The following is a 24,180-nucleotide window of genomic DNA, read 5'->3' on the forward strand; positions in this document are numbered from 1 at the left end:
ACAATGGAAAAACTTCCTAAATTAATTGTAATTATTAGTCCGACTGCTTCAGGGAAAACAGATATATCTATAAAATTGGCTAAAAAATTTTCAGGGGAAATAATTTCTGCTGATAGTCGGGCAATTTATAAAGAAATAAATATTGGCACTGCCAAACCATCAACCAAAGAGCAGGATGGTGTTAAACATTATATGATTGATGTTGTCTCTCCTAAAGAAATATTTACCGTTGCTCAATTTAAACAACAATCTTTGAAAATTATTAATAATATTCTCAATCAAGAAAAAATACCTTTTTTAGTTGGTGGAACTGGCCTATATGTTGATTCCATAGTTAATAACTTAGAAATTCCACCAATACTGCCTGATCAAAAATTAAGAAAAAAATTAGAAGAACAAATATTAAACAAAGGATTAGAATATGTTTACAAAAAACTTATTAAAATAGACCCTGGCAGTAAAGAATTTATTCAAGCAACTAATCCCAGAAGAATAATAAGAGCAATGGAAGTATGCATTAAGTCCAAGCAACCATTTTCTCAATTAAGAAAACAAGGAAAACCATTGTTTAATGTTCTTAAAATAGGAATTAAAACTTCTCCAGATATTCTTTATAAAAGAATCACTAAAAGAACTCGCCAAATGATAAATAAAGGACTTGTCCAAGAAACCCGCAAATTATTTAAAAAATATGGAAATAAATCTATATTATCTTCAACAATTGGCTATCAAGAAATAATTCCATATTTAACAACTAACAGTAAAAAATTAAGCGAAACAGCTATAAATGAAATCACTGAATTAATTATAAAAAACACAAAACATTATTCATCCAGGCAAATCACTTGGTTTAAACGTGATCAAAATATAAATTGGATTATTAATTACAAGCAAGCAGAAGATATATTAAAAAAATTTTTAAAACAGTAATAAAATATTACCCTAATTCTGTTTCTAAAATAGTCTTAACAATGTTTGGCTCAGCCTTTGACTGAGCTTTTTTCATTGTCATGCCAATTAAATATTGAAGAACGCTCTTGTTCCCTTGTTTATATTTAGCTACTACATCTGAATTTTCATCTATTACTTGCTTAATTATATCTTTTAACTGTTGCTCGTCTTTTATCTCCTTGAAATCATTTTCAGATAAAACCCTGTCCACGTCTTTACCAGTATTAACCATTTTAGCTAATACTCTTTGTGCTAAATTTTTAGAAATCTTTTTTTCAAAAATTAAAATAATAAATTCAGCAAAATTGTCTGGACTAATTTTAAAATTACTTAACTTATTTGATTTATCTATGGTTAAAAGCCCATTTATTATCCAATTTCCAATTAATTTAGTTAATTTTGTTTTATTCTGCTCCCAAATATCTTTAGCAGATCCTTCAACTGTTTCTGTTGATATTAACCAAGATCTCAACTCACTAACAACCCTTTCTGTCCAGTTTGACAAATTAACATTTTCGCATAAAATTTTTGCTTGATAGCTGTCAAATCCATAAACATCAATAAATCGCTTAATTTTATCCAGCGGAAGTTCTGGTAAAGACTTTTTAATATTTTCCAGGTCTATCGGCCAGTTTTTGTTTGAATATAAAATTGGCAGATCTGGCTCTGGAAAATATCTGTAATCCTTTTCTCCTTCCTTGCTCCTCTGTTCAAATGTTTTCGCCTGTTTGTCATTCCAGCCACGAGTAGTTTGCTTTTTGGAATGTTTATTTTTCTCCCATAGCCCTGTTTGTCTTTTTATTTCATAAACAAGCGCATTTTCAACTGCTTTAAAAGAATTAAGATTTTTAATCTCCGTTTTTGTATATAGTTTTTTTTCTTCATCCAAAGGCCTGAGAGATATGTTTACATCACATCTCATTTGTCCTTTCTCCATATCAGCAGAAGAAATATTCAAATATCTAACTATTCTTTGCAACTCTTGTAAAAAAATTTTTGCATGAATTGGACTATTTATAACTGGTCTGGTTACTAATTCTAGCAGAGGAACGCCTGCACGATTAAAATCTAACCAACTTGATTTATCTTTTTTTGAATGTATAAATTTTGCTGTATCTTCTTCTAAGTGTATTCTTTCAAAATTTATCTTAACCAATTCATTGTTTACATTAATTTTTAAAAATCCGTTAGCAATTAAAGGCAATTTATATTGACTAATCTGATATCCTTTTGGCAGATCAGGATAAAAATAATTTTTTCTATCAAACCAACATTCATCAAAAACATCTCCCTGTAAAGCAATGCCTAATTCTAAGACCTTTTTAACTGCTTGTTTATTCAAAACAGGCAAAACCCCTGGCTGGCCTGTACAAATCGCACAAATATTAAAATTTGGTTTTAATACCATTGGATTATTAGCACAACCACAAAACAATTTACTAACTGTATTGAGCTCTAAATGAATTTCTAATCCAATTACTGGTTTAAGTTTAATCATAAATTAATAAATTAACAGGCGCCTTTATGAGATAATACTACTGGGATGGTTTTTAAAAATATTTGCAAATCAAATAATAATGACCAGTTTTCAATATAATATATATCTAGTTTTGCTTCTTCATCAAAAGATAACTCTGCTCGACCTGAAATTTGAGCCATGCCAGTAATACCTGGCTTGATGGCTAATAACTGCTTATGATAATTCTTATACCTAGAAACTTCTTCTGGCTCATGCGGTCTAGGACCGATCAAGCTCATTTTCCCTTGAATAACATTAAATAGTTGAGGCAGTTCATCTATACTAAATTTCCTTAAAAATTTACCAAATTTAGTAATTCTTGGGTCTGCGCTCATCTTAAATAATGGACCTGTTTGTCTTTCGTTATATCTTGCTAATGCTTGCTTATTTTGATGAGCATTTTTCACCATTGACCTAAACTTATATAATTCAAATAATTCTCCTCTTTGTCCTATTCGTTTTAGCTTTACAAAAACAGGGCCAGGTGAATCAATTTTAATAATTATAGATAAAATTAAAAACAATGGTAAACAAAATGTAATTCCACTCAATGCTAAAATTAAATCAAAAAAACGCTTAGACACTCTCCCCCAGCCATCAAGAGATGTTTTTTGGACCACAATAATCGGAATACCAGCAATTGTTTCTGTTTTTATATTGCTAGACAAAGCATCAAAAATATCAGCAGCATACTTGAAAAGTATTTGATTAGCCCGACAAAAACCTATTAATCTTAAAACATCTTTTTTTGAAATATCAGGGTCTGTTTGAATAATTTGAGTAATAGCCCTTGGACTTGATTTCCATTGATTTATTAATTTTTCAACATTATCATATTTCCCTAAAATTTTATACCCATGTCCTGGATTTTTTTTAATAAAATTTAAAATTTTATCAGATAATTCAGATGAGCCATGGATTAAAATTGGTTCAAGCCCTTTCCCTTTTTTGTAATAACCAAGTCTAATCCAATGCAATAAAATCCTGCCAATGCTTACAAAAAAAATGCTCGTAATCCAGCCAGCTAAAATAATAAAACGTGAAGAAAAATATTCACGCTTAAAAAAAATAAACAAAACCACCATCATTATTCCCATTGAAGAAGATAAAAATATTTTTGAAAATTCTTTAGAAAAATGACGCCTCTTACCCATATTATAAAGTCCTGTCATGGAAAAAATTATAATCCAGCCAAAAAATAAAATAATTAAACTATAAAAATACTTTATAAAGGGAATCTCAAAAATAACTGGCCTTAATTCAACCAAAGCACTAAATCTTAAATAATAAACAAAAACGCCTGATAAAATTAACATTAAATAATCAACCGGAATTGTAATAACAGATAAAATAAGGTCAAATTTTTTTATCATATATAATATTATAGCAATAAAAAGCAAGTTGACAAGCACAAGTTTTTATGCTAAAGTTATTATAGACTTAGACAAGCGAGCGATTGCGTTCAACTATTTTGTTGAATGAGGAAAGTCCGAACACTCCCCTTTTTAATTAAAACTTTGTTTTAAAATAAAAGGGAGCAAGGTAGCGGGTAATACCCGTCGTCAGTCATATTTTTATGGCTAGATAGAGGTGCGAACAGTGACGACTTAAATTCGAAAGAATTTAGTTGCCCTATATTTTAGGGTAAATCTCGATAGAAATATTGAGAATGAAACGGCTAAATCTTTACCCGGGTGAAAGACCAAAAAAAATCTGTTATATTAATAACTGATTAGGTGGGTCGCTAGAACTAAATTGCAAAATTTAGTCAAGATAAATAATCGCTGCTCATTTATTGAGTACAGAATTCGGCTTATAGCTTGTTTAGGTCCTTTTCATTGCTTGGTTGGCCATTTTGTCGGCCTGATAATTTTTTTCTCTAGGAATATGATAAAAATTAATTTTATCAAAAACCTGACACAAGTTCCAAACTTTTATAAATAAAAATCCTAATTCAGGATTTTTTATTTTATATTTTCCATTAATATGATTAACAACTAACTGGCTATCTAAATAACAATCCACTTGTGTTGCTTTCATTTTTCTAACTTGGTTAAGCCCAATTATAAGAGCTTCATATTCTGCCTGATTATTTGTTTTAACACCTAAAAACTTTGCTATTTCTTTTATAACTTGTTTTTTGTCATTATAAATAACAACTCCTGCTCCTGCTCGCCCTGGATTTCCTTTTGAACATCCGTCTGTGTAAATTATTAATTTCATAATTTTGCTATATCTATAATTTTAATTTGTAATTCTTTTTGTCCATTCCACTCATTAACACCAATTTGAACAATTATATCTACTTTATCACCTTGTTTAATTTTGTCCATTTTATCAGTGCCATTAAAATGAATCATCTTTCTGTCCTGAATAACAATTTGATAATGATTATTATTTTTTCCAACGACTCTAATGGTTTCTATTTGTACCTTGGTTATTAAAAAAACAGGTTCTTTGTTTGCCTTGCCAAATGGCTCAAGAGATAAAATCCCATCATAAAGCTCCCAATCAATGTCCTCTATCTGAATTTTAGCATCAATTGTTTTGTGTTTTATTTTTTTATCTTTAAATTGTTTTTTAAATAACTTTATTGCTTGTTTTTTAAAATCAGGAAATAAATCAGGATTTTTCAAATTAAACCCAACCGCTGAATAATGTCCACCAAAATCTGAAAAATATTTTTTTAATTTACTAAAAAAATTAAATAAATCAAAATCACCACTTGTTCTAGCAGATCCTTTAATTTTGTCATTTGCCTTACTTAAAATAATAACCGGCTTTCTGTATTTATCAATCAATCTATTTGAGATAATCCCCAACAAGGCAAACGGCCAATCATTGCCTAAGATTATCACTATTTCTTCAAAATCAACTGCTTTATGCTTAATAGAAATTTCTTTTAAAATCTCTCCTACTTTTTTCTGGCGCTGATAAACAATTTTTTCAATTTCATTTGAAATACTACTTGCCATGGCAAAATTATCTGTCAAAAGTAAATCCATGGCAATTTTAGCACTATTCATTCTTCCACAAGCATTAATTTTAGGGGCAATTCTAAAACTAATGTCCCTTGATTTAAGCTCATCCTTGATTAATAATCTATTTATCAATGCTTTAATGCCAAAATTAGACGTTTTATTAAGCACTATCAGTCCATATTTAACAATTGCTCTATTTTCTCCTATTAAAGGCATGCAATCAGAAATTGTACCAATGGCGACCAAATCTAACAACCACTTTTCAAACCCTTCTTTGTTTTTAAAATCACACCGACTATCTTTAATTAATGCTTGAGCCACCTTAAAACAAACTCCCACTCCGGCTAACACTTTATTCGGATAATTTTCTGACGATAATTGCGGATTTATTATAGCCAATGCATCTGGCAATTTTTTTGGCTCTCTATGATGGTCTGTAATAATAACATCAATTTTATGCTTATTTAATTTTTTAACTTCTTCCACATCTGAAATTCCGCAGTCAGTTGTAATTATTAAATCTGCTTTGGCTAACAAAATATCATCAACAATACTATTAGTAATGCCATGCCCGTCTTCTTTTCCTGAGATATAAATATCTAAATTTTTTACTCCTATTTTTTTTAAAATAGCATAAAGCACTACCCCAGATGTAATCCCATCTGTGTCTGAATCTGAAACAATAACAATTTTTTCATCTTTTTTTATAGATAAAAAAATACGACCAACTACCTTTTTCATTTGTTTAAAAATAAAAGGATCATGAAGATCGCGATAATAATCTGGAACTAAAAAATCATTAATTTCTTTATTGGTTTTTAGCCCTCTATTATAAAGTAATTGTAAAATTATATGATGAGCATAATCTGATTTTTTTTTAAAACTAGCTGGCATTTGTTTAGCAACTGTCCATTCTTTATTCATTTTAACCTCTATTTAACTTTATTTTTTTAAAACCCGTATACTTTCTTAAAACTTTTGGCACAACAACGCTTTTGTCCTTTTGCTGATAATTTTCTAAAATAGCAATCAAAATTCTCCCAATAGCAAAACCTGTTCCATTCAAAGTGTGAATAAACTTGACTTGATTGTTTTTGTCTTTACATCTAATATTTAATCTTCTTGCTTGCCAGTCTGTACAATTAGAAGTTGAATGGGTTTCCCTATATTTATTTTGAGAGGGCAACCAACATTCAATATCATATTTAGCAGCAGCTGGGTCCCCTAAATCGCCAGTACACATTGCTATTACCTGATATGGAATACCTAATTGCCTGACCATTTCTTTCTCAATTGCTAATAAAAATTTATGTTCGTCTACTGATTTATCTGGACTACAAAAACTAAACATTTCTATTTTATTAAATTGATGAACTCTAAATATTCCTCTAACCATTTTTCCATAAGAACCCGCTTCTCTTCTAAAGCAAGTAGAAAAAGCAACATACCTAATGGGCAAAGAATCAAAATCAAAAACCTCGTCCATGTGCATTGGTCCAATTGATTGTTCTGCTGTCCCAACTAAATAAAGGTTGTCTCTGATGGTCTGGTAAATTTCTTCTGATCCTCTTTCTAAATAACCCATTGCTTGCATTGCCTGTTTTTTTACCATAATTGGCGGAATAACTAGCTGAAATAAAGAATCTTTAATATTTAAATTTTGCCTGGTTATTATATTTTTAATATTTTTTTTATTAGATAACCAGTCAAACACAAACCTAATTAAAGCATTTTCAAGTATTACTGCTTGATTTTTAAGATAGGCAAATCTAGAGCCAGCCACTTTAGCTGACCGTTCAATATCAATTAAATCCAAATGCTTGCCTATTTCTAAATGGTCTCTTGCTTTAAAATTAAAATCTTTAATATCTCCCCATGTCTCTAATATCTCGTTATCTGATTCATCTTTACCAACTTTCACATCAGTTAGAGAAGGATTTGGAATCTGCAACATTAACTTATTAAACCCTTGCTCAATATTCTTTAGCTTAACTTTTAATTCATTGAATTCAATAACCTTTGCCCGTGCTTGCTTTATTAAGCCCTCTTTCTCCTCTTTACTTGCTTTAGCTACATTTTTTGAAAGTTGGTTTTGAACTGCCTTTATTTTTTCTGTCTGTTGAATTAATTTGACCCTCTGCTTATCTATTTCTAAAAGCTTATCAATATCAACTTTAACCTGTTTTGCTAAACAGGCTTTTTTAATTTTGGTTGGATTTTTACGAATTAATTTTATGTCTAACATATATAAAATTAATTATTTATTTTTTTTCCGCATGGTTGGAAATAAAATAACTTCTTTTATGTTTTTAGTATCTGTCAAAAGACATGTTAATCTATCAATCCCCATTCCTAAGCCAGCTGTTGGTGGCATGCCATGCTTTAATGCTAAAATAAAATCATTATCCGTCTGTTGAGCTTCCTTATCTCCTTTATCTCTTAATTGTTGCTGATATTTAAATCTTTGTTCTTGGTCAGCTGGGTCATTTAACTCTGAAAAAGCATTACATAATTCCATTTTGCCAACAACTAATTGAAACCTCTCAACATAATTATCACTATATTTTGTCTTCTTTGCTAAAGGAGAAAGTTCTATTGGGTGGTCAATTAAAAAACATGGGTTAATAATCATTGGTCTTATTTTTTCTTTATAAATTTCATCTATTAGTTTGTCTTTTCCCCATGTTTTATCTACTTTAATACCTATTCTAACGGCTTGCTTGGTAAGGGCTGATAAACTTTTATGCTTGTCTAGGTCTATGCCAGCCCATTTTATAAAAGCCTTGTTAAATTTTATTTTCTTATATGGTGGTTTAAAATTAATTTGTTTACCTTGATATTTGATTTTTAAATCTTTGTTTGATGTAAATAATTTTTTAAAAATAAATTCAAAAAACTCCTCTACTAACTTCATTAAATCATTGTAATTTGCATATGCCCAATAAAACTCTATTTGAGTAAATTCTGGATTATGAGACCAGTCAATTCCTTCATTTCTAAAACATTTTGATATTTCATACACTTTTTCAAATCCACCTATAATCAATCTCTTTAAATAAAGCTCTGGAGCAACACGCAAATACATATCCATGTCCAAAGAATTATGATGGGTAACAAAAGGAGTCGCAGTTGCTCCCCCAGCCATTGACTGTAAAATTGGTGTTTCAACTTCTAAAAAATCTTTTTTATTAAAAAAATTTCTTATTAATTCAACTAATTTACTCCTAAAAATAAAAATATCCATGACCTGGTCATTTGCCAGCAAATCAAGATATCTTTTGCGAAATCTTTCTTCAATGTCTGATAATCCGTGCCATTTTTCCGGCAAGGGCAAGAAAGTTTTTGTTAATAATTTCCACGAATAGACTTTAAGTGTTTTGGCTCCTGTTTTTGTTTTAAAAAGGCTTCCTTTTACTTCTATAAAATCACCAACATCAATTAGTTTTAAAAAATTTTTATATTTTTCTTTTCCTAAAACATCTTGTTGAAAACATATTTGGAACTTACCTGAATCGTCCTTAATTTGAGCAAAACAAATCTTCCCGTGTGAACGAATCAATATCAAGCGCCCAGCTAAAACAATCGACTTCTCCTTTAATAATCCATTAAACTTTTTAAAAACTTCCTTGTTTTTATGAGTTCTACTAGATTTTGAAGGAAAAGGGTCAATTCCTTTAACTTGTAGTTTAATAAATTTTTGTATTCTATCTTTTTCTTCTTGAATCATATATTTATTTTAACAATTCACAAAAATAAAACAAGAACTAATATATATTCTTGTTGCATTTAAATTAAATAATTATATTTATTCAATTTTAATAATTTCAAAAACAACGTCTTGCTTAGGTGTTTTAACTATTATTTTTTCCTTTATTTTTTTTCCTATTACAGCTTCTCCAATTGGTGAATGAATCGTAATTTTTCCATTAGATGGGTCACTTTCTTCTGCCCCCACAATAACATAAGTTTTCATAGAATCTTTATTCGCAATATTTCTTATAACTATACTTGAACCAATTTCAACAACTAAACTGTCCTTTTGCTTGTCTACAACTTCAGCATTCCTGATAAGCTCTTCCAATCTAATAATCTCTGATTCAACCAATGCTTGCTCGTTTTTAGCTGTATCGTATTCTCCATTTTCTTTAAGGTCTCCCTGTTCTATGGCATCACTAATACGCGCAGAAATCCCCTTGCGCCTTGATTTAAGGATTTCTACATCTTGTTCAATTTTTTCTTTGCCATTTGGCGTTAAATATTCTTTCATAATTAAAAAAACCAAAAAATGCTCTACTAAGAACATAATTTGAAAATATATTTTATTTACATTATTATTATAACAAAAAATTACCAAAAAATCAACCCCCCCTGTGGAAATCTTTTTATTTTATTAAAAAATAAAACAATTCTATTAAAGCTCCGCCTGCTAAAAGAAAAGCCAAAACATATGTAGATATGCCTGCCTTTCTTTGAAACCTTTTTTTTAAAAAACTACGATAAATAAACAAAACAATTATCCCTTCTGTGCCCAGAAATACTGCACCGGTTACTCCAATTACATCAATAAAATTACGCAGACCAATTAAATATAAAAATAAAGGCAAGAAACAGCTTAAAGCCCAAGCTTTGTTCTGGCTTAATTTTAAATCATACCACAAAATTTTTTTTAAAGTCATCCCTAGAGTAATAAAAGAAGTAAAAACAATAATCAATCCAAAAATAAAACCAATACTAATTATTCCATTACCTATTACTGCTCCGAATCCAGTAATAGCATCTTTAGTTGTGTTAGGGCCACTTACCCCTAAAATAACTGAAATGAAAAGAAGATAACATATTGTTGCAAAAATAATTCCTCTTGTTATTACCCCTAACATTTTTTGCCTGTTTCTATCAACCATTTCTTTTATTTCTGGAACCAATGCAACCCCCCATAAAGAAAATAAAATAATTCCATAAGGCATGACAATGTTTGCATGATTAAATGTAATAAAATTTTTTAAATCAATATGAGGAAAACCCTTTATTACAAAAAAAAGTAAAAACATAAAGAAAATTGACTGAACAATGACCTGTAAATTAGCAATTGTGTCTGCTCCTTTATAAATTAAAAGCGCACTAAAAAAGAAAAAAATAAATAAATAAATAAATTGAGGCCCACCGAAGATACCAAACAATAAAGAGTGCAAAAATTGACCCCCTAAAATAAGATAAGCTAAGCAAGATCCTATTAATCCTAAAGAAGATATTATAAAGCTAAAATTTTTTACTTTTTTGCCTAAATATTCTCCTGCATAACCTGGTATTCTAGCTATTGCTTGAGTGTCATGAGCAACCTCACCTAAAATAGTGTGAATCACTATAGCTAAAATAGCCATAAATAAAAAATACCCAACCACAACCAGCCAACCGACCTTCATGGCCACATAAGGTAATCCAAAAATCCCTACTCCTATTATTGTCCCAGCAAAAACTGCAAAAGCTTTTAAAAAACTTCTATTTTTCATTTCTTTTTGATGATTGTTTATAATTATTTACAAAATCCATTATATCTTCTGGAATTGGTATTTGTTTATTTCTTCTACTAATTCCTGGATAACGCCAAGCAGTAATAACTCTAGTTTTTTGTTTATTAATTTTTTGATACATCATCCAAATCTCTGTAATTCTTGCTTGAGATTTTATCTGCTTACAGATTGCAATCGTATTTATGGCAATGCCCGACTCTTTTCTGTCATAATCTCTTAATAATTTTCTTAGGATGGCTTCTGAAAGTTGATATTGATTCATTTTATAAAAAACATGCTTAGTCCACTCAATATCTCTACTATTTTTAGGTGGATTTAAAAACATGTAATATTTTTATATTACTTCTTTTTCCTTCTTAAAAAAGCTGGAATTTCTAACTCTTCTTCATCAATTTCTTGCTCTGCTTTATGTTTTTTTTCTTTAGTAAAATAATCTTCTTCTCCATAAACAACTATATCTTCCCCAGATTCTTGAGAAATCCTCTCATCTCCTAAAAAATCATTATCAAGCATACTTCTTATCTCATCTCTTTTGTCAAACCCTGTTGCTAATATAGTAACCTTTATTTCATCTTTTAATTCTTTGTCTATAGCTGCCCCAAATAATACTTCTGCGTTTTCTTTTATTTCTTGATTGATAATCCTGCTTATATTATCTATTTCTGACATTTTTAAATTACTAGAACCAGTGATAAAAAACAAAATTTTTTTTGCTTGCTTTATTTTAATACCCTTGATTAATGAATTTTCCATTGCTCGTCTAATTGCCTGCTCTGCTCTTTTTTCGCCAGCCGAACTACCAGAACCAAGAAACATTCTGCCACCTCCCCTTAAAACGTTTTTAACATCTGAAAAATCAACATTTATCAACCCTGTTGTTCTAAAAATATCTGTCATTAACAAAACTCCCTGTTTTAATACTTCATCAACAACCAAAAATGCTTCAACTATTGGAGTTGAATTATTTATTGCATTTAAAATTCTATTATTTGAAAGAACAATTAAAGCATCGCAAACATTATCAAATTTAATTAATCCTTTATCAGATATAATTATTCTTTTTCTCCCTTCAAATTTAAATGGTTTTGTTAAAATGCATATTGTTAATGCTTTTGATGAAGCACAAATATCAGCAATAACAGGCCCTGCTCCTGTTCCAGTTCCTCCGCCTAAGCCAATAATAAGAAAAATAATATCAGCTCCTTTGACTGCATCTTTTATGTTTTTGTTATAACCACTAACCGCTGCTTCTCCTTTTAACACATCCATCCCTGTTCCAAAACCCTTTGTCAATCTTTTCCCTATTCTTATTTTCTTTAAATTAGTTGACCTTAGATTAGATAAAGACTGAGTATCTGTATTAATTGCCACATATTCTATCCCTGGAATTTTTGCCTTAAGCATTCTTTTAATAACTGAACATCCTGCTCCGCCAACTCCAACTACTTTTATTTTTGTAAATGATTTTTTTGATTTTTTAGGCATATTATTAAGAAAAAAATAAATCTTTATATAAATTTTTAATCCTTGATAACGAAAAATTAATCCAAGATTTTGCTTTTTTTACATTTCTTTTGTGCTTAAACCCCCAAGCAACTAACCCAACTGCCGTTGAAAAACCTGGTTTATATTTATCATCTATCTTCCCTTCAAACCCATGAAGTTTGCCAAAAGATACTGGAATTTTAAGGACTGACTTAGCAATATCAGCAATATTAATTAGATTTATGCCAGCCCCTGTTAATACTGCCCCTGCTGGCAATTTCCCCTTTTTATCTATTTGTTCTAATTCATTATTTACTAATTCAAAAATCTCTTCACACCTAGCATCAATTATTTTAGACAGCTCTTTCATTGAGAAAGATTGGTCTTCTTTTATATCTATTTCCTGAAGATTAACTTTCTCTCCTTTGCGAACTTTGTTAGCATTTGCTTTCCCATAATTAACTTTAATCTTCTCTGCTAATTCTGGAGAAACTCTCATTCCCAGAGCAATATCATTAGTAATATGTTGTGACCCTATCGGAATAACCTTAGCAGTTAAAATTTCCTCGTCTTCAAAAACAGAAATACTAGTAGTTGATTGTCCTAAATTAATTAATAAAACCCCTAAATCCTTTTGTTTTTTTGTTAGTGCAATATCAGACGTAGATAAAATAGAAAAAATCAACTTATTAACATTGATTCCTGTTCTTAAAAAACACTCATATATATATTTAATTTGATTAGAAAGCCCTAATATAATTTCTGTATCTACCTCTAGTCGAGCTCCTGTCATTCCCATTGGATTTGAAATCCCGACCTGATTTTCAACTGAATAAGATCTTGGCAAGGTGTGTAAAATTTTATAATTAGCTGGCATATTTGATTTTTCAGCCTGCCTTAATACATCTTCTATGTTTTCTTTGGTTATTTTACCATCTGGATGAGAAATTCCAACAACCCCTGTCCCTGGTTGTGAAATTATATGATTTCCTGAAATACCAACATAAGCATTATCTATCTCTACTCCAATTTTATTCTCAACAGACTCAATGCAAGCACTAATACTTGAAACAGTATCTTCAACACTACTAATTATTCCCTTTTTAATACCATCAGAAGGCCCGACTGCTAGCTTAATAATGTTTAGTCTCCCTGTTTCTGATACTTCGCCAACTGCCACTCTTATTGTGCCCGAACCTAAATCAATTCCTGTGATGATTTTTTTTCTTTTCATAATTATCTAATTTGGCTAATATATTTTTAGTTATTTGACCCATCTCGATTGTTTGTTTTTGATTCTGGTGATTATACCCAAGAATATGTAATAATCCATGCACTAGCAATAACCTTAGTTCCTGTTTTTGAGTACATTTTTTTAGTTTAGCTTGTTGCTTTAATTTGTCCCAGCAAATAATTATTTCAGCAGGGTCTGCAAAGCTTAAAACATCAGTAATATTATTGATATTTCTATATTTTTTATTAATTGCTTTAATTTCTTGCTCTGACACAAAAGCAACTGATAAATCTTTTATTAACTGTTTACTTTTAGTTAATCTAAAAGCATTTGTCATCCAATCAGATATAAACTTTTTAGATATCTGCGCTTTTGCCAAATTATTAACTTGAACATTCATTTTATTTTATTCTGTCTGACTTGACTTGATTGGGTCAATGGAAATTGCTTCTACAGGGCAATTCTCTTCAGCTGTTTTATTGCAACCAAGAGATTCTATTTCATCTTTAACCGGACTTGCTTTGCCATCTTTCATTTCAAACCCCGTTGGGCAAATCGCTGCACAACTTCCACAACCAATACATTTTTCTTTGTCTACTTTAACTTTAAACATACTGTTTATTTTTTATCACTATCTTTATAAGCATCTTTAATTTCTTCAATGTCTTCTTTAATTTCATCTTTAAATTCTTTAGCTCCTTCTGTTACTTTTTTAATAACATCAACTGCATCCTCTTTGACATCTTCCATCTTATCTTTTAGTTCCTCTCTTGTTTCTTTGCCTGGTTTTTTAGCAAATAAAGTTCCCAAAAAGCCTCCTAAAACCGTGCCCAGTGCTCCTATCCTTAAAAATTTTTTAAAATTTTTCATAAAAATTAATAATTAAATTATTTATTAAGTTGATTCCATCCTGCTTTAAAATGAAGATGGATGTGACCTACTATTTGACCAGCGCTTTGACCACAATTTAAAAGCAATTGATATTCATCTTTAGCTAATTCTAATTTAGCTGACAAAAGCTTTGCCTGCCAAATCATCTCGAGAATCAATTGCTTATGCTCTTCTTTGGCAGTTGCCAATGATTTAATGTGTTCTTTTGGAACAATCAAAAAATGAATTGGAGCGCTTGGATTAATATCTTTAAATATAATAATATTTTTGTTTTCAAAAACAATATCACTTTGAATCTGCTTGGTTATTATTTTACAAAAAATACAATCCATGATTCATTACTTAATTAATGATGGAAAAAAATACTTTTTTTTCTTATTTTTTTTAATTTTATCCCATTCATTAAGTAGTGCTAAAGCCCTTGAGGCTACTAAGCCCGCTTGTTTCTCTCCCTTGGCAAGAAACTCATTGGTTTCTAAATTGTCAAAAACAGCACAAACCGAACCTGTCCTAAGCCCGTAAATACCTCCTAAAGCAAATAAAGCTGATGTTTCCATCTCAATATTTATAATACCAGCTGCTTGTAAATCAGACAAAATATCTTTATTATATGATTGAATATATCCATCAAAACCAAGTCTCCCCTCTCCTATGTAAAAAGAATCTGTCGATGCCCCTACGCCAACATGATAAACAAAATTTAATTCCTCGCAAGCTTGGATTAGCGCCAACACAACCTCATAATTAGCCTGAGCTGGATATTCTGACATAACATAATCTTTTGATGTCCCCTCCATTCTTACGCTACCTGAATTAATCACTAAATCGCCTGGATTTATTCCTTTTTTAAGGGCGCCAGTAGAACCAACTCTTATAAATGTGTTAACGTCGATTCTGGCAGTTTCTTCAATTGCTATTGCCATGGAAGGTGCTCCTATCCCAATAGATAAGCAAGAGATTTTGTGACCATTAAAATAACCCGTGGTTGAACAAAATTCTCTATTGCAAGTAATTGTTTGTTTGTTTTCCCATGATTGAGTAATTTTTTTTACCCTCCCAGGGTCTCCTGTTAATAAAAGATAAGCAGACAAATCCCCTTTTTTACAGGCAATATGATATTGACTACCATCTTTTCTTTTAGGATTTTTTGCTGTTGATTTAATCATATTTTTTAGCTATTAATCCATTTTTATATAATTTTATTAATTCAACCTTTAGTATTTTATTTTTTATTTGATTGCTTGTTTTTAAATAAACTTTTATATAATTTGGAGTAAACCCTGTATAAAAATTGTCTTTTTTTTCTTCAAATAAAACTGGTAAAACTTTTCCAATATATTTTTTCCTATTCTTGATATTCAACTTATCTCCTAAATTTCTCATTGCTTGAGCTCTTGTTTTTTTTATAACCGAATCAACCTGCTTATCAAAAGTACAGCTGGCTGTATTTTTTTTAGGAGAATATCTGAAAACATGAATTTTTGAAAACTCTGCCAATTTAACAAAATTATATGTTTGTAAAAAATCTTCATCCGTGGCTGAAGGAAAACCAACAATAATATCAGCACTAATAGTTATGTTTGATATTTGCTTAATTTTGTTTACAACTTTAATTAAATCTGTCTGAGTATAATTTCTTTTCATTAATGACAATATCCTATTAGAAGCTGACTGAACTGATAAATGAATATGTGGACAAATTCTTTTATTTTGCTTAATTAAATTAATTAATTCATCACTTAATAATGTTGGCCACAAAGAAGAAATTCTAATCCTCGGTATATTTGTAAAGACAAGAATTTGTTTTAATAATTCAACCAACCCATATTTATACTCGCCTATATTCGTTCCAACCAAAACAACTTCCTTAACCCCTGCTTGGTTTTTAAAATTTATTTCTTTTAAAATATCTTCTATTCTCTTACTATAAATATCTGGTCTTAAGAAAGGGACAACACAATAAGAGCAATAATTATTACACCCATGCTGAATTTTAACAAAAACTCTAGTTCTCTCAATTTTATCAAATTCTGCTTGTTTTGCGAAGGGGACTTTTGGTTTACAATTATCAAATAATTCAATTATTTTGTGCTTGACATTATTTTTAAACCAAACATCAACTTGTTTATTTATACTCTTGTCCTGAAATGTTTCCTCTGTCCAACAACCCGTAACAATAATTTTAGCAGATGGATGATTCTTTTTAATATGACGAATTAATTGTCTTGTCTCTTTAGCTGCTTTATTTGTTACACAACAAGCACTAATCAAACAATAATCAAACTTTTTATTATTCGATAAAATACCCGTCCCGTGCTTGACAATTAACTTTTCTTTTAATTCTTGTGATTCAGCCTGATTTAATTTGCAACCAAAAGTATGAAAAAAAACACTCATTTTAATCTTTTCTTCAATTCATTTACCAACTTATCTTGACTAACTATTTCTTGACTACCAGTATTCATATCCCTGATAATAATGGTATTATTAAGAACTTCTTCATGCCCAATAATTAGTGTTAATTTAACTTTTAATTTATTTGCTCTTTCCATCTGTGCTTTTAAGCTTGTTTTAGCGAAATTTTCGCTTACCCTTATCCTCTGCTTAATTAATTCAGAGAATAACTTTAATGCTTTAGCAGAAGCTATTTTCCCCACTTTTGCCAAGAAAATCTTAGGAGATTGATCTGGGATAATTTTAACTTTTTGAACTTTAATTTCTGACATTATCCTCTCAATCCCATAAGCCATGCCAACAGCGGGCGTTGTCCTCCCTCCAAGAGATTTAATCAAATTATCATACCTACCTCCCCCTCCTAATGCACTAGTTGACACCTTTTTATCGTCTTCAATATTTATTTCTGTATGGTCTGGCCAAATTTCCCAAACAGTTCGAGTATAATAATCAAGCCCTCTGACTAAATATGGATTTAAAATATAAGCAACATTTGCTTCATCAAGGTATTCTAAAGTTGATACAAAGTGATCCTTGCACAAATCACACAAATTATCAATTAGTTGAGGCGCATTAATGATTAATTCTTTGCAAATAGAATTTTTACAATCTAAAAATCTTAATGGATTTTTAGTGGCTCTTGTTTTACAGTCAGAACAAATAGAATTCTTTTTTAACTTGATATATTCTAATAGTTCTTCTTTATAGTCTCCTCGACAATCATTGCAACCAAGACTATTTATTTGAATATTGGCTTTTATATTTAATCTATTAAATAAATCTTGGGAAAACAAAATCAGTTGCGCATCAGCAATTGGATTATCGGTCCCGATCATCTCTAAGCCAAATTGATTAAATTGCCTAAACCTTCCTGCCTGCGGCCTTTCATATCTAAAAAGAGGACCGAGATAGAATAATTTTACTGGCTGAGACACATTAAACATGCCATTTTGAATATATGCCCTAGCAACGCCTGGAGTAAATTCAGGCCTCAAAACTATATGATTCCCTGATTTATCCTTAAAATCATACATTTGTTTTTGAACTATATCTGTACTAACACCAGTTGTTTTTTTAAAAAGAGAACTTTTTTCAATTACAGGTAGCATTATTCTTTCAAATCCATATATTTTTGACAAAATAATCATTTGTTTTGTAATAAAATCAAATGATTTTATTTTCTCTCTGAAAAAATCTTGCACTCCCCTTAATTTATAAAGTTTTACTTTATCAGTAGAAAATTCTGCTTGTTTTTTAGGCCCTCTAGTAGAAGACAACCTAATTCTCTTTGACTTTCTGTATTTTCTTGTTCTGGTGGACACCTTAGTAAGAGAAATTTTTACTTTTCTTTTTCGCTTAACTGGCTTATTTTTAGCAGATTTTTTCTTGATTACTTGCTTAGCAGAAACCTTAACAAGAGAAGGCCTACCTCTTTTTTTCTTTACCAGTGGTTTCTTTTTAGTAGATTTTTTAACCTTGTTTTTTAAGACAACCTTGCTTGGCTTTGTTAAAACTTTCTTACTTGTCTTTACTTTTGATGCTTTTTGGCGAACAGGAGTTATAATTTTCTTTTTCTTTTTTAGTGCCATAAAATATATTAAATATTTATAAAAAATTAAAATTGATAAATAGGAATTTTTATTAAGCCAGCCTCCTCAAATGGAAGCCCCCTAAACCAAGCCTTGCCAATTAAATTATCCCTTTGAACAGGACCAAAAACTCTTGAATCCCTGCTTTTATTTCTATTATCCCCTAAAACATAATATTCATTATCTAACAAAGAAACACTTATATCTCCTGGAGTAGTTGCTCCAATTGATAAATAATCACCTTCTTTTAATAGCTTGTCTTGTTCTTCAATTTTATCATAGATATAAATCTGATCATTTTTTATTGAAATTTTTTCTCCGGGCAGGCCTATTATTCTTTTTATTAAAAAATCTTTTGATCCATTAGCCAACATTAAAACAACCACGTCTCCCCTGCTTGGCTTTGATGTTAGATAACTAATTTTTTCAACAATTAAATATTCTTTATCATAAAAACTTGGCTCCATTGATGGGCCTACAACATAAAATGGTTGAAAAAGAAAACGATGAACCAACCAAACGACAGCAAAAGCAATCACAATTAATTTTATAATATCAAATAACCAAAGAAAATAATAAAAAACATTTCTTGGTTTTTTTGATTTTTTATAATCTTTAATTGATTTATCTAAAAGTTTTTTAAAATTTGGCATAAAAAATTATTTATCATTATCTGATTGCTTATTGACTGGCTTCATTAAACTTATTTTTCTCACAATTTCAGTAATTTGCTGCTCGATTACGCGAAGACGAATAGTAATATAAAAAATAAAATAAAATAATAAAATTATTGCCAAATAAATAATTAAATCAACCCCCCTGCCAACGCCTAAAATTCTAGCAAAATAACTAGAACTTTCTGGGTAAATAATAATAACAAGAGATAAAATCCAAAAAACAAGCCATCCTAAAAAAGCAGTAATTTTTATTTGATTGTTTTTTAATTTATTAATTAACTTAAAAACAATAAATAAAATAAATAAAATTAAAAATGCTTGAATTAGAATCATTCTGTCAATCTATTTAAAATTAATCTTAAAAAAGTTTTAACTCCAGTAAAAAAACTTTGTCCTTTTGACATTGAATAATCTGTATAAATTGGCTTGATTGGAATTTCTTTTAAACACAAATTATTTTTTTTAATCTCTTTGAAAAACTCTGAAGAAACTTCCATTCGCTGACTCTTAATTTCCATTTTCCTAACAGCGTCAGCAGAAAAAGCACGTAATCCTGACTGGCTATCACTTGTTTTCTGTAAATAAAGTAAATAAGTAATAAAATTTGCCAAATAGTTATATGCTCTTCTACTAATTGGCATTTGCTGTTTGTCTTCTCCAATTAACCTAGACCCAATCACAACATCTGCTTGCTTTGAAATTATAGGACTTATTAATCTATTGATATCACTTGCTTGATGTTGTCCATCTGCATCCATTGTGACCACTATATCTGCTTGGTATTTTGTAGCTGCTCTTAATCCTGTTGCCAATGTAGCTCCTAGTCCAAGATTAATAAAATGACTATAAACAATTGCGCCTGCTTGCTTAGCAATATTTTTAGTATTATCTTTTGAGCCGTCATCTATCACAATAACATAATCACTCATTTCTCTTGCCTTAACAATTACATTAAAAATTGTCTCTTGTTCATTGTAAGCAGGAATGATAATAACAACTCTGTTTGAATTATTCTTGATCATATTTATCTACTAAAGGTTGTAATAAAATTTTATTAGCCCTAATATATTCTATTACCTTTTTTAAGCCAACATCAATGCTTGTGAGTGGGAACCAAGCTATTTTTGTTTTGGCTAGCCCTATGTCTGGCAAGCCAAGTGGCCTCATAAATTCTAACTTATCCTTGAATTCAACTTTTGATTGTGAACCTGTAATTTCAATTATTTTATTTGCTAAATCAACTAATTTATATGCTTTGTCCCCTCCAATATTAATAGGCCCCTGTTCTGCTGAATTTGTTATTTTCATAATTGAATCAACCACATCATCTACATAACAAAGACAAGTAGAAAAATTGGCATCGCCATAAAGAAATAATGGCTTATTGTTCAATGCTTGCAAAACAAAATCTGATATCATTTGACCATCAAACAATGCCTGCCTTGGTCCATATGTTCTAAAAATTCTTAAAATTTTAACATCAAGACCATATGTTTGTCCATAAGTAACTATAGCTGTTTCTGAAAATCTTTTACCTTCATCATAACAAGATTTTTTGCCAACAAAATCAACAGAGCCAAAATCTGACTCTTTTAAAGGTAAATCATTATCTTTCTTAGACCCATAAACAACCGCTGAAGAAGCAAAAATCATTTTTGCATTATATTTTTTAGTTATCTCAAGCGCATTAATAGTCCCAATTGCGTTTGCATAAAGAATCTCCATTCTGAGTTTATCAAAATTTTTAGGAGAGGTTGGACAAGCTAAATGATAAATTTCTGAAATGCCTTGAATATTAATTTTAAATTCCTTAAGCTCTGGAATATCTTCAAAATCTATTCTGGCATTAATGTCTTTTTTTAATAATCTAAAATTTGGATTTTGTAATAAATGTTTTATATTATTTATATTATTCTTCTCAATCAAATTATCTAAGCAGATTACATTATGGTCTTTCACTAACAAATCACATAAATGAGAACCAATAAATCCTGCCCCGCCTGTAATTAAAATATTTTTCTTATCTTTTGGATAATATTTTTTTTCTTGTTTCATAAAAAATTTTTAATTATTTATTCCCCCCTAACTTCATTGTAAGGTTGATTCTTCCTTGTCTGTCAATTTCTGTTATTTTTACCTTTACTTTATCACCTATTTTAACAATGTCTTCTGGGTGTTTCACATGTTTATCACTCATTTTTGACACATGAACCAATCCATCATGACCATGGGCTATATTGACAAAAGCGCCAAAATCAAGAATTTTCATAACCTCTCCTGTAAATTCTTCTCCAACCTTAAACTCTCTGGTAATATCATTAATCCAATCAAGTGCTCTTTTAAGAGATTCATCTGTTTTAGAAGTTACAAAAACAGTTCCATCTTGCTCAATATCAATTTCAGACTCTGTTTCTTCAATAATTTTATTAATTGTTTTCCCTCCAGCTCCAATAACTACTCTAATTTTGTCTGGATTAATTTTAAACATTTTAATCTTTGGCACTGAAGTAGCCAGCTTATCTCTTGTTTCTGGCAATGCTTTTGCCATGTCGTTTAAGATGCTTTCTCTTGCCTTGTCTCCATGCTCAAGTGCCTCTTTAATAATATCAAAAGTAATTCCTTTTGTTTTCGTATCCATTTGAATGGATGTTATTTTGTCTTTAGTGCCTACTACTTTAAAATCCATTCCTCCTGGACCATCCTCTAAATCCTGAATATCTGTAATCACTTTATATCTTTTGATTCCTTTGTCATTTTCTTCTGATGCCAGTCCAATTGCAATCCCAGACACAGGATTTTTGATTGGAACCCCTGCATCCATGGAAGCTAAAACAGCTGCACAAGCAGAAGCCATGGAGGAGGATCCATTTGAAGAAAGAACTTCTGACACTATTCTGATTGTATAGGGAAATTTATCCTCTGCTGGCACAACAGCCTGCATTCCTTTTTCAGCTAAAGAACTATGTCCGATTTCTCTTCTAGAAGTAAATCTCATATGTCTTGCCTCGCCAGTACAAAATGGTGGAAAATTATAATGATGCATAAATCTTTTTTTGCCCACTTCTTCCATTGTATCTAAATACTGTTCAAGCCCTGGTGCTCCCAGGGTAATAATAGACAAAACTTGAGTTTCTCCTCTTGAAAATAATCCCGTACCATGAACTCTTGGCAATATACCAACCTGACAATCAATTTTTCTAACCTCGTCTAATTGGCGTCCATCTATTCTTCTGTTATTATCCAAGATAGCTGTTGAAACATATTTATACACTAATTCATAAACATGTTCTGATGCTCGCTTTCTTTTATCTTTGCCAATTTGTTTTTCAAGTAAAACTTCATCTACTTTTGCCTTTAATCCTTCAATAGCATCAACTCTTTGTTGTCTGGTTTTTAAAAAATCTTTAAAAATATAATTATCAACCTCTTGATTAACAATTTCTTCTGTCATTTTCTTAACTTTTGCTTTAGCATCTTCTTCTTCGTTCTCTTCTGAGTCAGAAGATTTTTTATGACTGACTATTGATATTTTTTCCTTGCCAATTTTAGATTGAATACTAGTAATAAACTTATTAATTTCATCCAAATGACTGGCTGCGAATTTAGTTGTTTCAAAAACCTGTTCTTTGGACACATGGTCTGATACTGCTTCTAGCATGACAACTCTGTCGCTTGTTCCACAAACTACTAAATCTAATATTGATTTAGCTCTTTCCTCATAAGTTGGGTTCAATATAATTTGATTTTCTTCGCTATCAGAATTAAACAAACAAGCTCTGATGCCTGATATTGGCCCTTGCCATGGAATCTCTGATATGGATAAACAAATACAGGCTGCATAAAAAGCAACCATATCTGCATCATTCTCTTCATCAACTGAAAGAACAGTTAAAATAATCTGAACATTTCTTCTCATACTCCCATCAAAAAGAGGTCTAATTGCCCTATCTATCATCCTGCCCGTTAAAACTGCCTCATCAGCTGGTCTTGTTTCTCTTTTAATGAAACGAGATCCTTTTATTCTACCAGCAGCATAAAATTTTTCCTCATATTCAACTGACAATGGAAAATAATTTAATTCTTTATTCTCTTCTCCTAATACAACTGTTCCTAAAACAGTTGTTTCTCCGTATTGCACAACACAGCTTCCGCTTGCTCTTTTGGCCAACTCGCCTGTTTTTACAACTAATTCTTTTTCTCCAATCTTTGTACTAAACTCCATAATTTACTCATTTTTTTATTAAAAATTTCTTTTTATTTTTACTTAAATCAATAAAGTCATCTACTTGTTCAATTAATTTAGATGACGTCGTCTTCTTAAAAGCCATGACTTCAACCAAGCAGCCTCTATTTTCCTGCAAATAAGAAACCATTGGGATAAAGTCTCCGTCTCCGGAAACCAAAACAATAACATCCAATCTATCTGCTAATTTAATAGCATCAACTGTGATATTCACATCTTGGTCCGCCTTTTTTGCTCCGCCTGCAAAAATTTGTAAATCCTTTACATTTAACTCAAATCCTTGTTTTGAAATTGCTTCAAAAAAGGCCTGCTCTTCTTTTGTGTCTGATTTTATTACATAAGCTATTGCCCTAATAAGTTGCCTGCCAGCTGTTGCTTTTTCAAGAACTCTTGAAAAGCTAACATTTGCCTTGTGTAAATTTTTTGCTGAATGATACATATTTGCAACATCAACAAAAACGCCTACTCTTTGATTTTTATATTTCATAAATTTTTATACTAATTAATAATCAATAATCACTAATAAATAATCAATAATCAATAATCAATAATCACTAATAAATAATCAATAATCTCACTTAGTGGTACCTATTGATACTTAGAGGCCTTGCCCCTAAGTAGATTGCCC

Annotated in this window: 25 protein-coding genes and 1 other RNA gene; 2 read left to right on the forward strand and 24 right to left on the reverse strand. The window is 30.2% G+C overall.

Annotation, left to right across the window (positions count from 1 at the left end):
• Positions 1 to 3 precede the first annotated feature (3 nt).
• On the forward strand, positions 4 to 930 hold the full coding sequence (miaA, locus tag ISS06_01075) for a tRNA (adenosine(37)-N6)-dimethylallyltransferase MiaA (protein MBL7053781.1): 927 nt from the start codon (positions 4 to 6) through the stop codon (positions 928 to 930).
• Positions 931 to 937: 7 nt separating this feature from the next.
• On the opposite strand, the gene gatB is transcribed toward miaA, so the two are convergent.
• Both gatB and ISS06_01085 read right to left on the reverse strand, forming a co-directional pair.
• Positions 938 to 2,449 carry an Asp-tRNA(Asn)/Glu-tRNA(Gln) amidotransferase subunit GatB gene (gene gatB, locus ISS06_01080; protein MBL7053782.1) on the reverse strand — a complete coding sequence of 504 codons (1,512 nt, stop codon included), beginning with the start codon at positions 2,447 to 2,449 and terminating at the stop codon, positions 938 to 940.
• A gap of 11 nt (positions 2,450 to 2,460) precedes the next feature.
• On the reverse strand, positions 2,461 to 3,843 hold the full coding sequence (locus tag ISS06_01085; GenBank protein ID MBL7053783.1) for a sugar transferase: 1,383 nt from the start codon (positions 3,841 to 3,843) through the stop codon (positions 2,461 to 2,463).
• A 67-nt stretch (positions 3,844 to 3,910) separates the two neighbouring features.
• Between ISS06_01085 and rnpB the strand changes: the two genes are divergently transcribed.
• An RNA gene (rnpB, locus tag ISS06_01090) (RNase P RNA component class A) lies at positions 3,911 to 4,302 on the forward strand.
• Here the strand turns inward: rnpB and ISS06_01095 are convergent.
• The 22 genes from ISS06_01095 to ISS06_01200 all read right to left on the reverse strand — a co-directional run bounded on the left by ISS06_01095 (position 4,295) and on the right by ISS06_01200 (position 24,039).
• Positions 4,295 to 4,693 carry a ribonuclease HI family protein gene (locus ISS06_01095; protein ID MBL7053784.1) on the reverse strand — a complete coding sequence of 133 codons (399 nt, stop codon included), beginning with the start codon at positions 4,691 to 4,693 and terminating at the stop codon, positions 4,295 to 4,297. The two genes, rnpB and ISS06_01095, sit on opposite strands and share 8 nt — an antisense overlap.
• Entirely contained in the window at positions 4,690 to 6,375 is a 1,686-nt protein-coding gene (gene recJ, locus ISS06_01100; GenBank protein ID MBL7053785.1) for a single-stranded-DNA-specific exonuclease RecJ, read from the reverse strand. Before recJ ends, ISS06_01095 begins: the two co-directional genes overlap by 4 nt.
• Position 6,376: 1 nt before the next feature.
• Positions 6,377 to 7,696: a serine--tRNA ligase gene (serS, locus tag ISS06_01105; protein ID MBL7053786.1), complete on the reverse strand. Its 1,320-nt coding sequence runs from the start codon at positions 7,694 to 7,696 to the stop codon at positions 6,377 to 6,379.
• A gap of 12 nt (positions 7,697 to 7,708) precedes the next feature.
• Positions 7,709 to 9,178: a lysine--tRNA ligase gene (gene lysS, locus ISS06_01110; GenBank protein MBL7053787.1), complete on the reverse strand. Its 1,470-nt coding sequence runs from the start codon at positions 9,176 to 9,178 to the stop codon at positions 7,709 to 7,711.
• A 78-nt stretch (positions 9,179 to 9,256) separates the two neighbouring features.
• Entirely contained in the window at positions 9,257 to 9,754 is a 498-nt protein-coding gene (gene greA / locus ISS06_01115) for a transcription elongation factor GreA (protein ID MBL7053788.1), read from the reverse strand.
• Between the two features lie 79 nt (positions 9,755 to 9,833).
• On the reverse strand, positions 9,834 to 10,958 hold the full coding sequence (locus ISS06_01120) for an amino acid permease (protein MBL7053789.1): 1,125 nt from the start codon (positions 10,956 to 10,958) through the stop codon (positions 9,834 to 9,836).
• Positions 10,948 to 11,304 (reverse strand): hypothetical protein, encoded by a 357-nt coding sequence (locus ISS06_01125; GenBank protein MBL7053790.1) that lies wholly within the window; start codon positions 11,302 to 11,304, stop codon positions 10,948 to 10,950. The genes ISS06_01120 and ISS06_01125 overlap by 11 nt, the downstream gene beginning before the upstream one ends.
• 14 nt (positions 11,305 to 11,318) lie before the next feature.
• Positions 11,319 to 12,464 (reverse strand): cell division protein FtsZ, encoded by a 1,146-nt coding sequence (ftsZ, locus tag ISS06_01130; protein MBL7053791.1) that lies wholly within the window; start codon positions 12,462 to 12,464, stop codon positions 11,319 to 11,321.
• Between the two features lie 4 nt (positions 12,465 to 12,468).
• Positions 12,469 to 13,698, reverse strand: a complete 1,230-nt coding sequence (gene ftsA, locus ISS06_01135) for a cell division protein FtsA (protein ID MBL7053792.1) — start codon at positions 13,696 to 13,698, stop codon at positions 12,469 to 12,471.
• A complete protein-coding gene (gene ybeY / locus ISS06_01140) occupies positions 13,667 to 14,098 on the reverse strand; it encodes an rRNA maturation RNase YbeY (protein ID MBL7053793.1) in 432 nt (143 codons plus the stop codon). Before ybeY ends, ftsA begins: the two co-directional genes overlap by 32 nt.
• Positions 14,099 to 14,104: 6 nt before the next feature.
• Positions 14,105 to 14,311, reverse strand: coding sequence for a ferredoxin (locus tag ISS06_01145; GenBank protein MBL7053794.1), 207 nt, complete (start codon positions 14,309 to 14,311; stop codon positions 14,105 to 14,107).
• A gap of 5 nt (positions 14,312 to 14,316) precedes the next feature.
• The gene (locus ISS06_01150) at positions 14,317 to 14,568 is read right to left on the reverse strand and encodes a YtxH domain-containing protein (GenBank protein MBL7053795.1); all 252 of its coding nucleotides are present in this window, start codon (positions 14,566 to 14,568) and stop codon (positions 14,317 to 14,319) included.
• A 17-nt stretch (positions 14,569 to 14,585) separates the two neighbouring features.
• Complete coding sequence (locus ISS06_01155; GenBank protein MBL7053796.1) at positions 14,586 to 14,921, reverse strand: HIT domain-containing protein; 336 nt, start codon at positions 14,919 to 14,921, stop codon at positions 14,586 to 14,588.
• 6 nt (positions 14,922 to 14,927) lie between these two features.
• On the reverse strand, positions 14,928 to 15,755 hold the full coding sequence (locus ISS06_01160) for a nucleoside phosphorylase (GenBank protein ID MBL7053797.1): 828 nt from the start codon (positions 15,753 to 15,755) through the stop codon (positions 14,928 to 14,930).
• Positions 15,748 to 16,986, reverse strand: a complete 1,239-nt coding sequence (mtaB, locus tag ISS06_01165) for a tRNA (N(6)-L-threonylcarbamoyladenosine(37)-C(2))-methylthiotransferase MtaB (GenBank protein ID MBL7053798.1) — start codon at positions 16,984 to 16,986, stop codon at positions 15,748 to 15,750. Before mtaB ends, ISS06_01160 begins: the two co-directional genes overlap by 8 nt.
• Positions 16,983 to 18,632, reverse strand: a complete 1,650-nt coding sequence (locus ISS06_01170; protein MBL7053799.1) for a histidine--tRNA ligase — start codon at positions 18,630 to 18,632, stop codon at positions 16,983 to 16,985. The genes mtaB and ISS06_01170 overlap by 4 nt, the downstream gene beginning before the upstream one ends.
• 26 nt (positions 18,633 to 18,658) lie before the next feature.
• Positions 18,659 to 19,285, reverse strand: coding sequence for a signal peptidase I (gene lepB / locus ISS06_01175; GenBank protein ID MBL7053800.1), 627 nt, complete (start codon positions 19,283 to 19,285; stop codon positions 18,659 to 18,661).
• A 6-nt stretch (positions 19,286 to 19,291) separates the two neighbouring features.
• Positions 19,292 to 19,642, reverse strand: a complete 351-nt coding sequence (locus tag ISS06_01180; protein ID MBL7053801.1) for a DUF2304 domain-containing protein — start codon at positions 19,640 to 19,642, stop codon at positions 19,292 to 19,294.
• The gene (locus ISS06_01185) at positions 19,639 to 20,331 is read right to left on the reverse strand and encodes a glycosyltransferase family 2 protein (GenBank protein ID MBL7053802.1); all 693 of its coding nucleotides are present in this window, start codon (positions 20,329 to 20,331) and stop codon (positions 19,639 to 19,641) included. Before ISS06_01185 ends, ISS06_01180 begins: the two co-directional genes overlap by 4 nt.
• Positions 20,318 to 21,364 carry an NAD-dependent epimerase/dehydratase family protein gene (locus ISS06_01190; GenBank protein ID MBL7053803.1) on the reverse strand — a complete coding sequence of 349 codons (1,047 nt, stop codon included), beginning with the start codon at positions 21,362 to 21,364 and terminating at the stop codon, positions 20,318 to 20,320. Before ISS06_01190 ends, ISS06_01185 begins: the two co-directional genes overlap by 14 nt.
• Positions 21,365 to 21,377: 13 nt before the next feature.
• A complete protein-coding gene (locus ISS06_01195) occupies positions 21,378 to 23,531 on the reverse strand; it encodes a polyribonucleotide nucleotidyltransferase (GenBank protein ID MBL7053804.1) in 2,154 nt (717 codons plus the stop codon).
• Positions 23,532 to 23,538: 7 nt separating this feature from the next.
• Complete coding sequence (locus ISS06_01200) at positions 23,539 to 24,039, reverse strand: NYN domain-containing protein (protein MBL7053805.1); 501 nt, start codon at positions 24,037 to 24,039, stop codon at positions 23,539 to 23,541.
• Positions 24,040 to 24,180: the final 141 nt, after the last annotated feature.

Source organism: Patescibacteria group bacterium, from assembly GCA_016784145.1.
Classification (GTDB): domain Bacteria; phylum Patescibacteriota; class Patescibacteriia; order UBA2591; family UBA6264; genus BS150m-G65.

Coding starts and splice junctions, on each gene's coding strand:
- ISS06_01190 (MBL7053803.1), bottom strand. CDS start 21,364: ATGAAACAAGAAAAAAAATATTATCCAAAAGATAAGAAAAATATTTTA.
- gatB (MBL7053782.1), bottom strand. CDS start 2,449: ATGATTAAACTTAAACCAGTAATTGGATTAGAAATTCATTTAGAGCTC.
- greA (MBL7053788.1), bottom strand. CDS start 9,754: ATGTTCTTAGTAGAGCATTTTTTGGTTTTTTTAATTATGAAAGAATAT.
- ISS06_01160 (MBL7053797.1), bottom strand. CDS start 15,755: ATGATTAAATCAACAGCAAAAAATCCTAAAAGAAAAGATGGTAGTCAA.
- ISS06_01085 (MBL7053783.1), bottom strand. CDS start 3,843: ATGATAAAAAAATTTGACCTTATTTTATCTGTTATTACAATTCCGGTT.
- ISS06_01155 (MBL7053796.1), bottom strand. CDS start 14,921: ATGGATTGTATTTTTTGTAAAATAATAACCAAGCAGATTCAAAGTGAT.
- lepB (MBL7053800.1), bottom strand. CDS start 19,285: ATGCCAAATTTTAAAAAACTTTTAGATAAATCAATTAAAGATTATAAA.
- recJ (MBL7053785.1), bottom strand. CDS start 6,375: ATGAATAAAGAATGGACAGTTGCTAAACAAATGCCAGCTAGTTTTAAA.
- ftsZ (MBL7053791.1), bottom strand. CDS start 12,464: ATGCCTAAAAAATCAAAAAAATCATTTACAAAAATAAAAGTAGTTGGA.
- serS (MBL7053786.1), bottom strand. CDS start 7,696: ATGTTAGACATAAAATTAATTCGTAAAAATCCAACCAAAATTAAAAAA.
- mtaB (MBL7053798.1), bottom strand. CDS start 16,986: ATGAGTGTTTTTTTTCATACTTTTGGTTGCAAATTAAATCAGGCTGAA.
- ISS06_01120 (MBL7053789.1), bottom strand. CDS start 10,958: ATGAAAAATAGAAGTTTTTTAAAAGCTTTTGCAGTTTTTGCTGGGACA.
- ISS06_01200 (MBL7053805.1), bottom strand. CDS start 24,039: ATGAAATATAAAAATCAAAGAGTAGGCGTTTTTGTTGATGTTGCAAAT.
- ISS06_01170 (MBL7053799.1), bottom strand. CDS start 18,632: ATGGCACTAAAAAAGAAAAAGAAAATTATAACTCCTGTTCGCCAAAAA.
- ISS06_01125 (MBL7053790.1), bottom strand. CDS start 11,304: ATGTTTTTAAATCCACCTAAAAATAGTAGAGATATTGAGTGGACTAAG.
- ISS06_01180 (MBL7053801.1), bottom strand. CDS start 19,642: ATGATTCTAATTCAAGCATTTTTAATTTTATTTATTTTATTTATTGTT.
- ybeY (MBL7053793.1), bottom strand. CDS start 14,098: ATGAATGTTCAAGTTAATAATTTGGCAAAAGCGCAGATATCTAAAAAG.
- ISS06_01195 (MBL7053804.1), bottom strand. CDS start 23,531: ATGGAGTTTAGTACAAAGATTGGAGAAAAAGAATTAGTTGTAAAAACA.
- miaA (MBL7053781.1), top strand. CDS start 4: ATGGAAAAACTTCCTAAATTAATTGTAATTATTAGTCCGACTGCTTCA.
- ISS06_01095 (MBL7053784.1), bottom strand. CDS start 4,693: ATGAAATTAATAATTTACACAGACGGATGTTCAAAAGGAAATCCAGGG.
- ISS06_01150 (MBL7053795.1), bottom strand. CDS start 14,568: ATGAAAAATTTTAAAAAATTTTTAAGGATAGGAGCACTGGGCACGGTT.
- ftsA (MBL7053792.1), bottom strand. CDS start 13,698: ATGAAAAGAAAAAAAATCATCACAGGAATTGATTTAGGTTCGGGCACA.
- ISS06_01145 (MBL7053794.1), bottom strand. CDS start 14,311: ATGTTTAAAGTTAAAGTAGACAAAGAAAAATGTATTGGTTGTGGAAGT.
- lysS (MBL7053787.1), bottom strand. CDS start 9,178: ATGATTCAAGAAGAAAAAGATAGAATACAAAAATTTATTAAACTACAA.
- ISS06_01185 (MBL7053802.1), bottom strand. CDS start 20,331: ATGATCAAGAATAATTCAAACAGAGTTGTTATTATCATTCCTGCTTAC.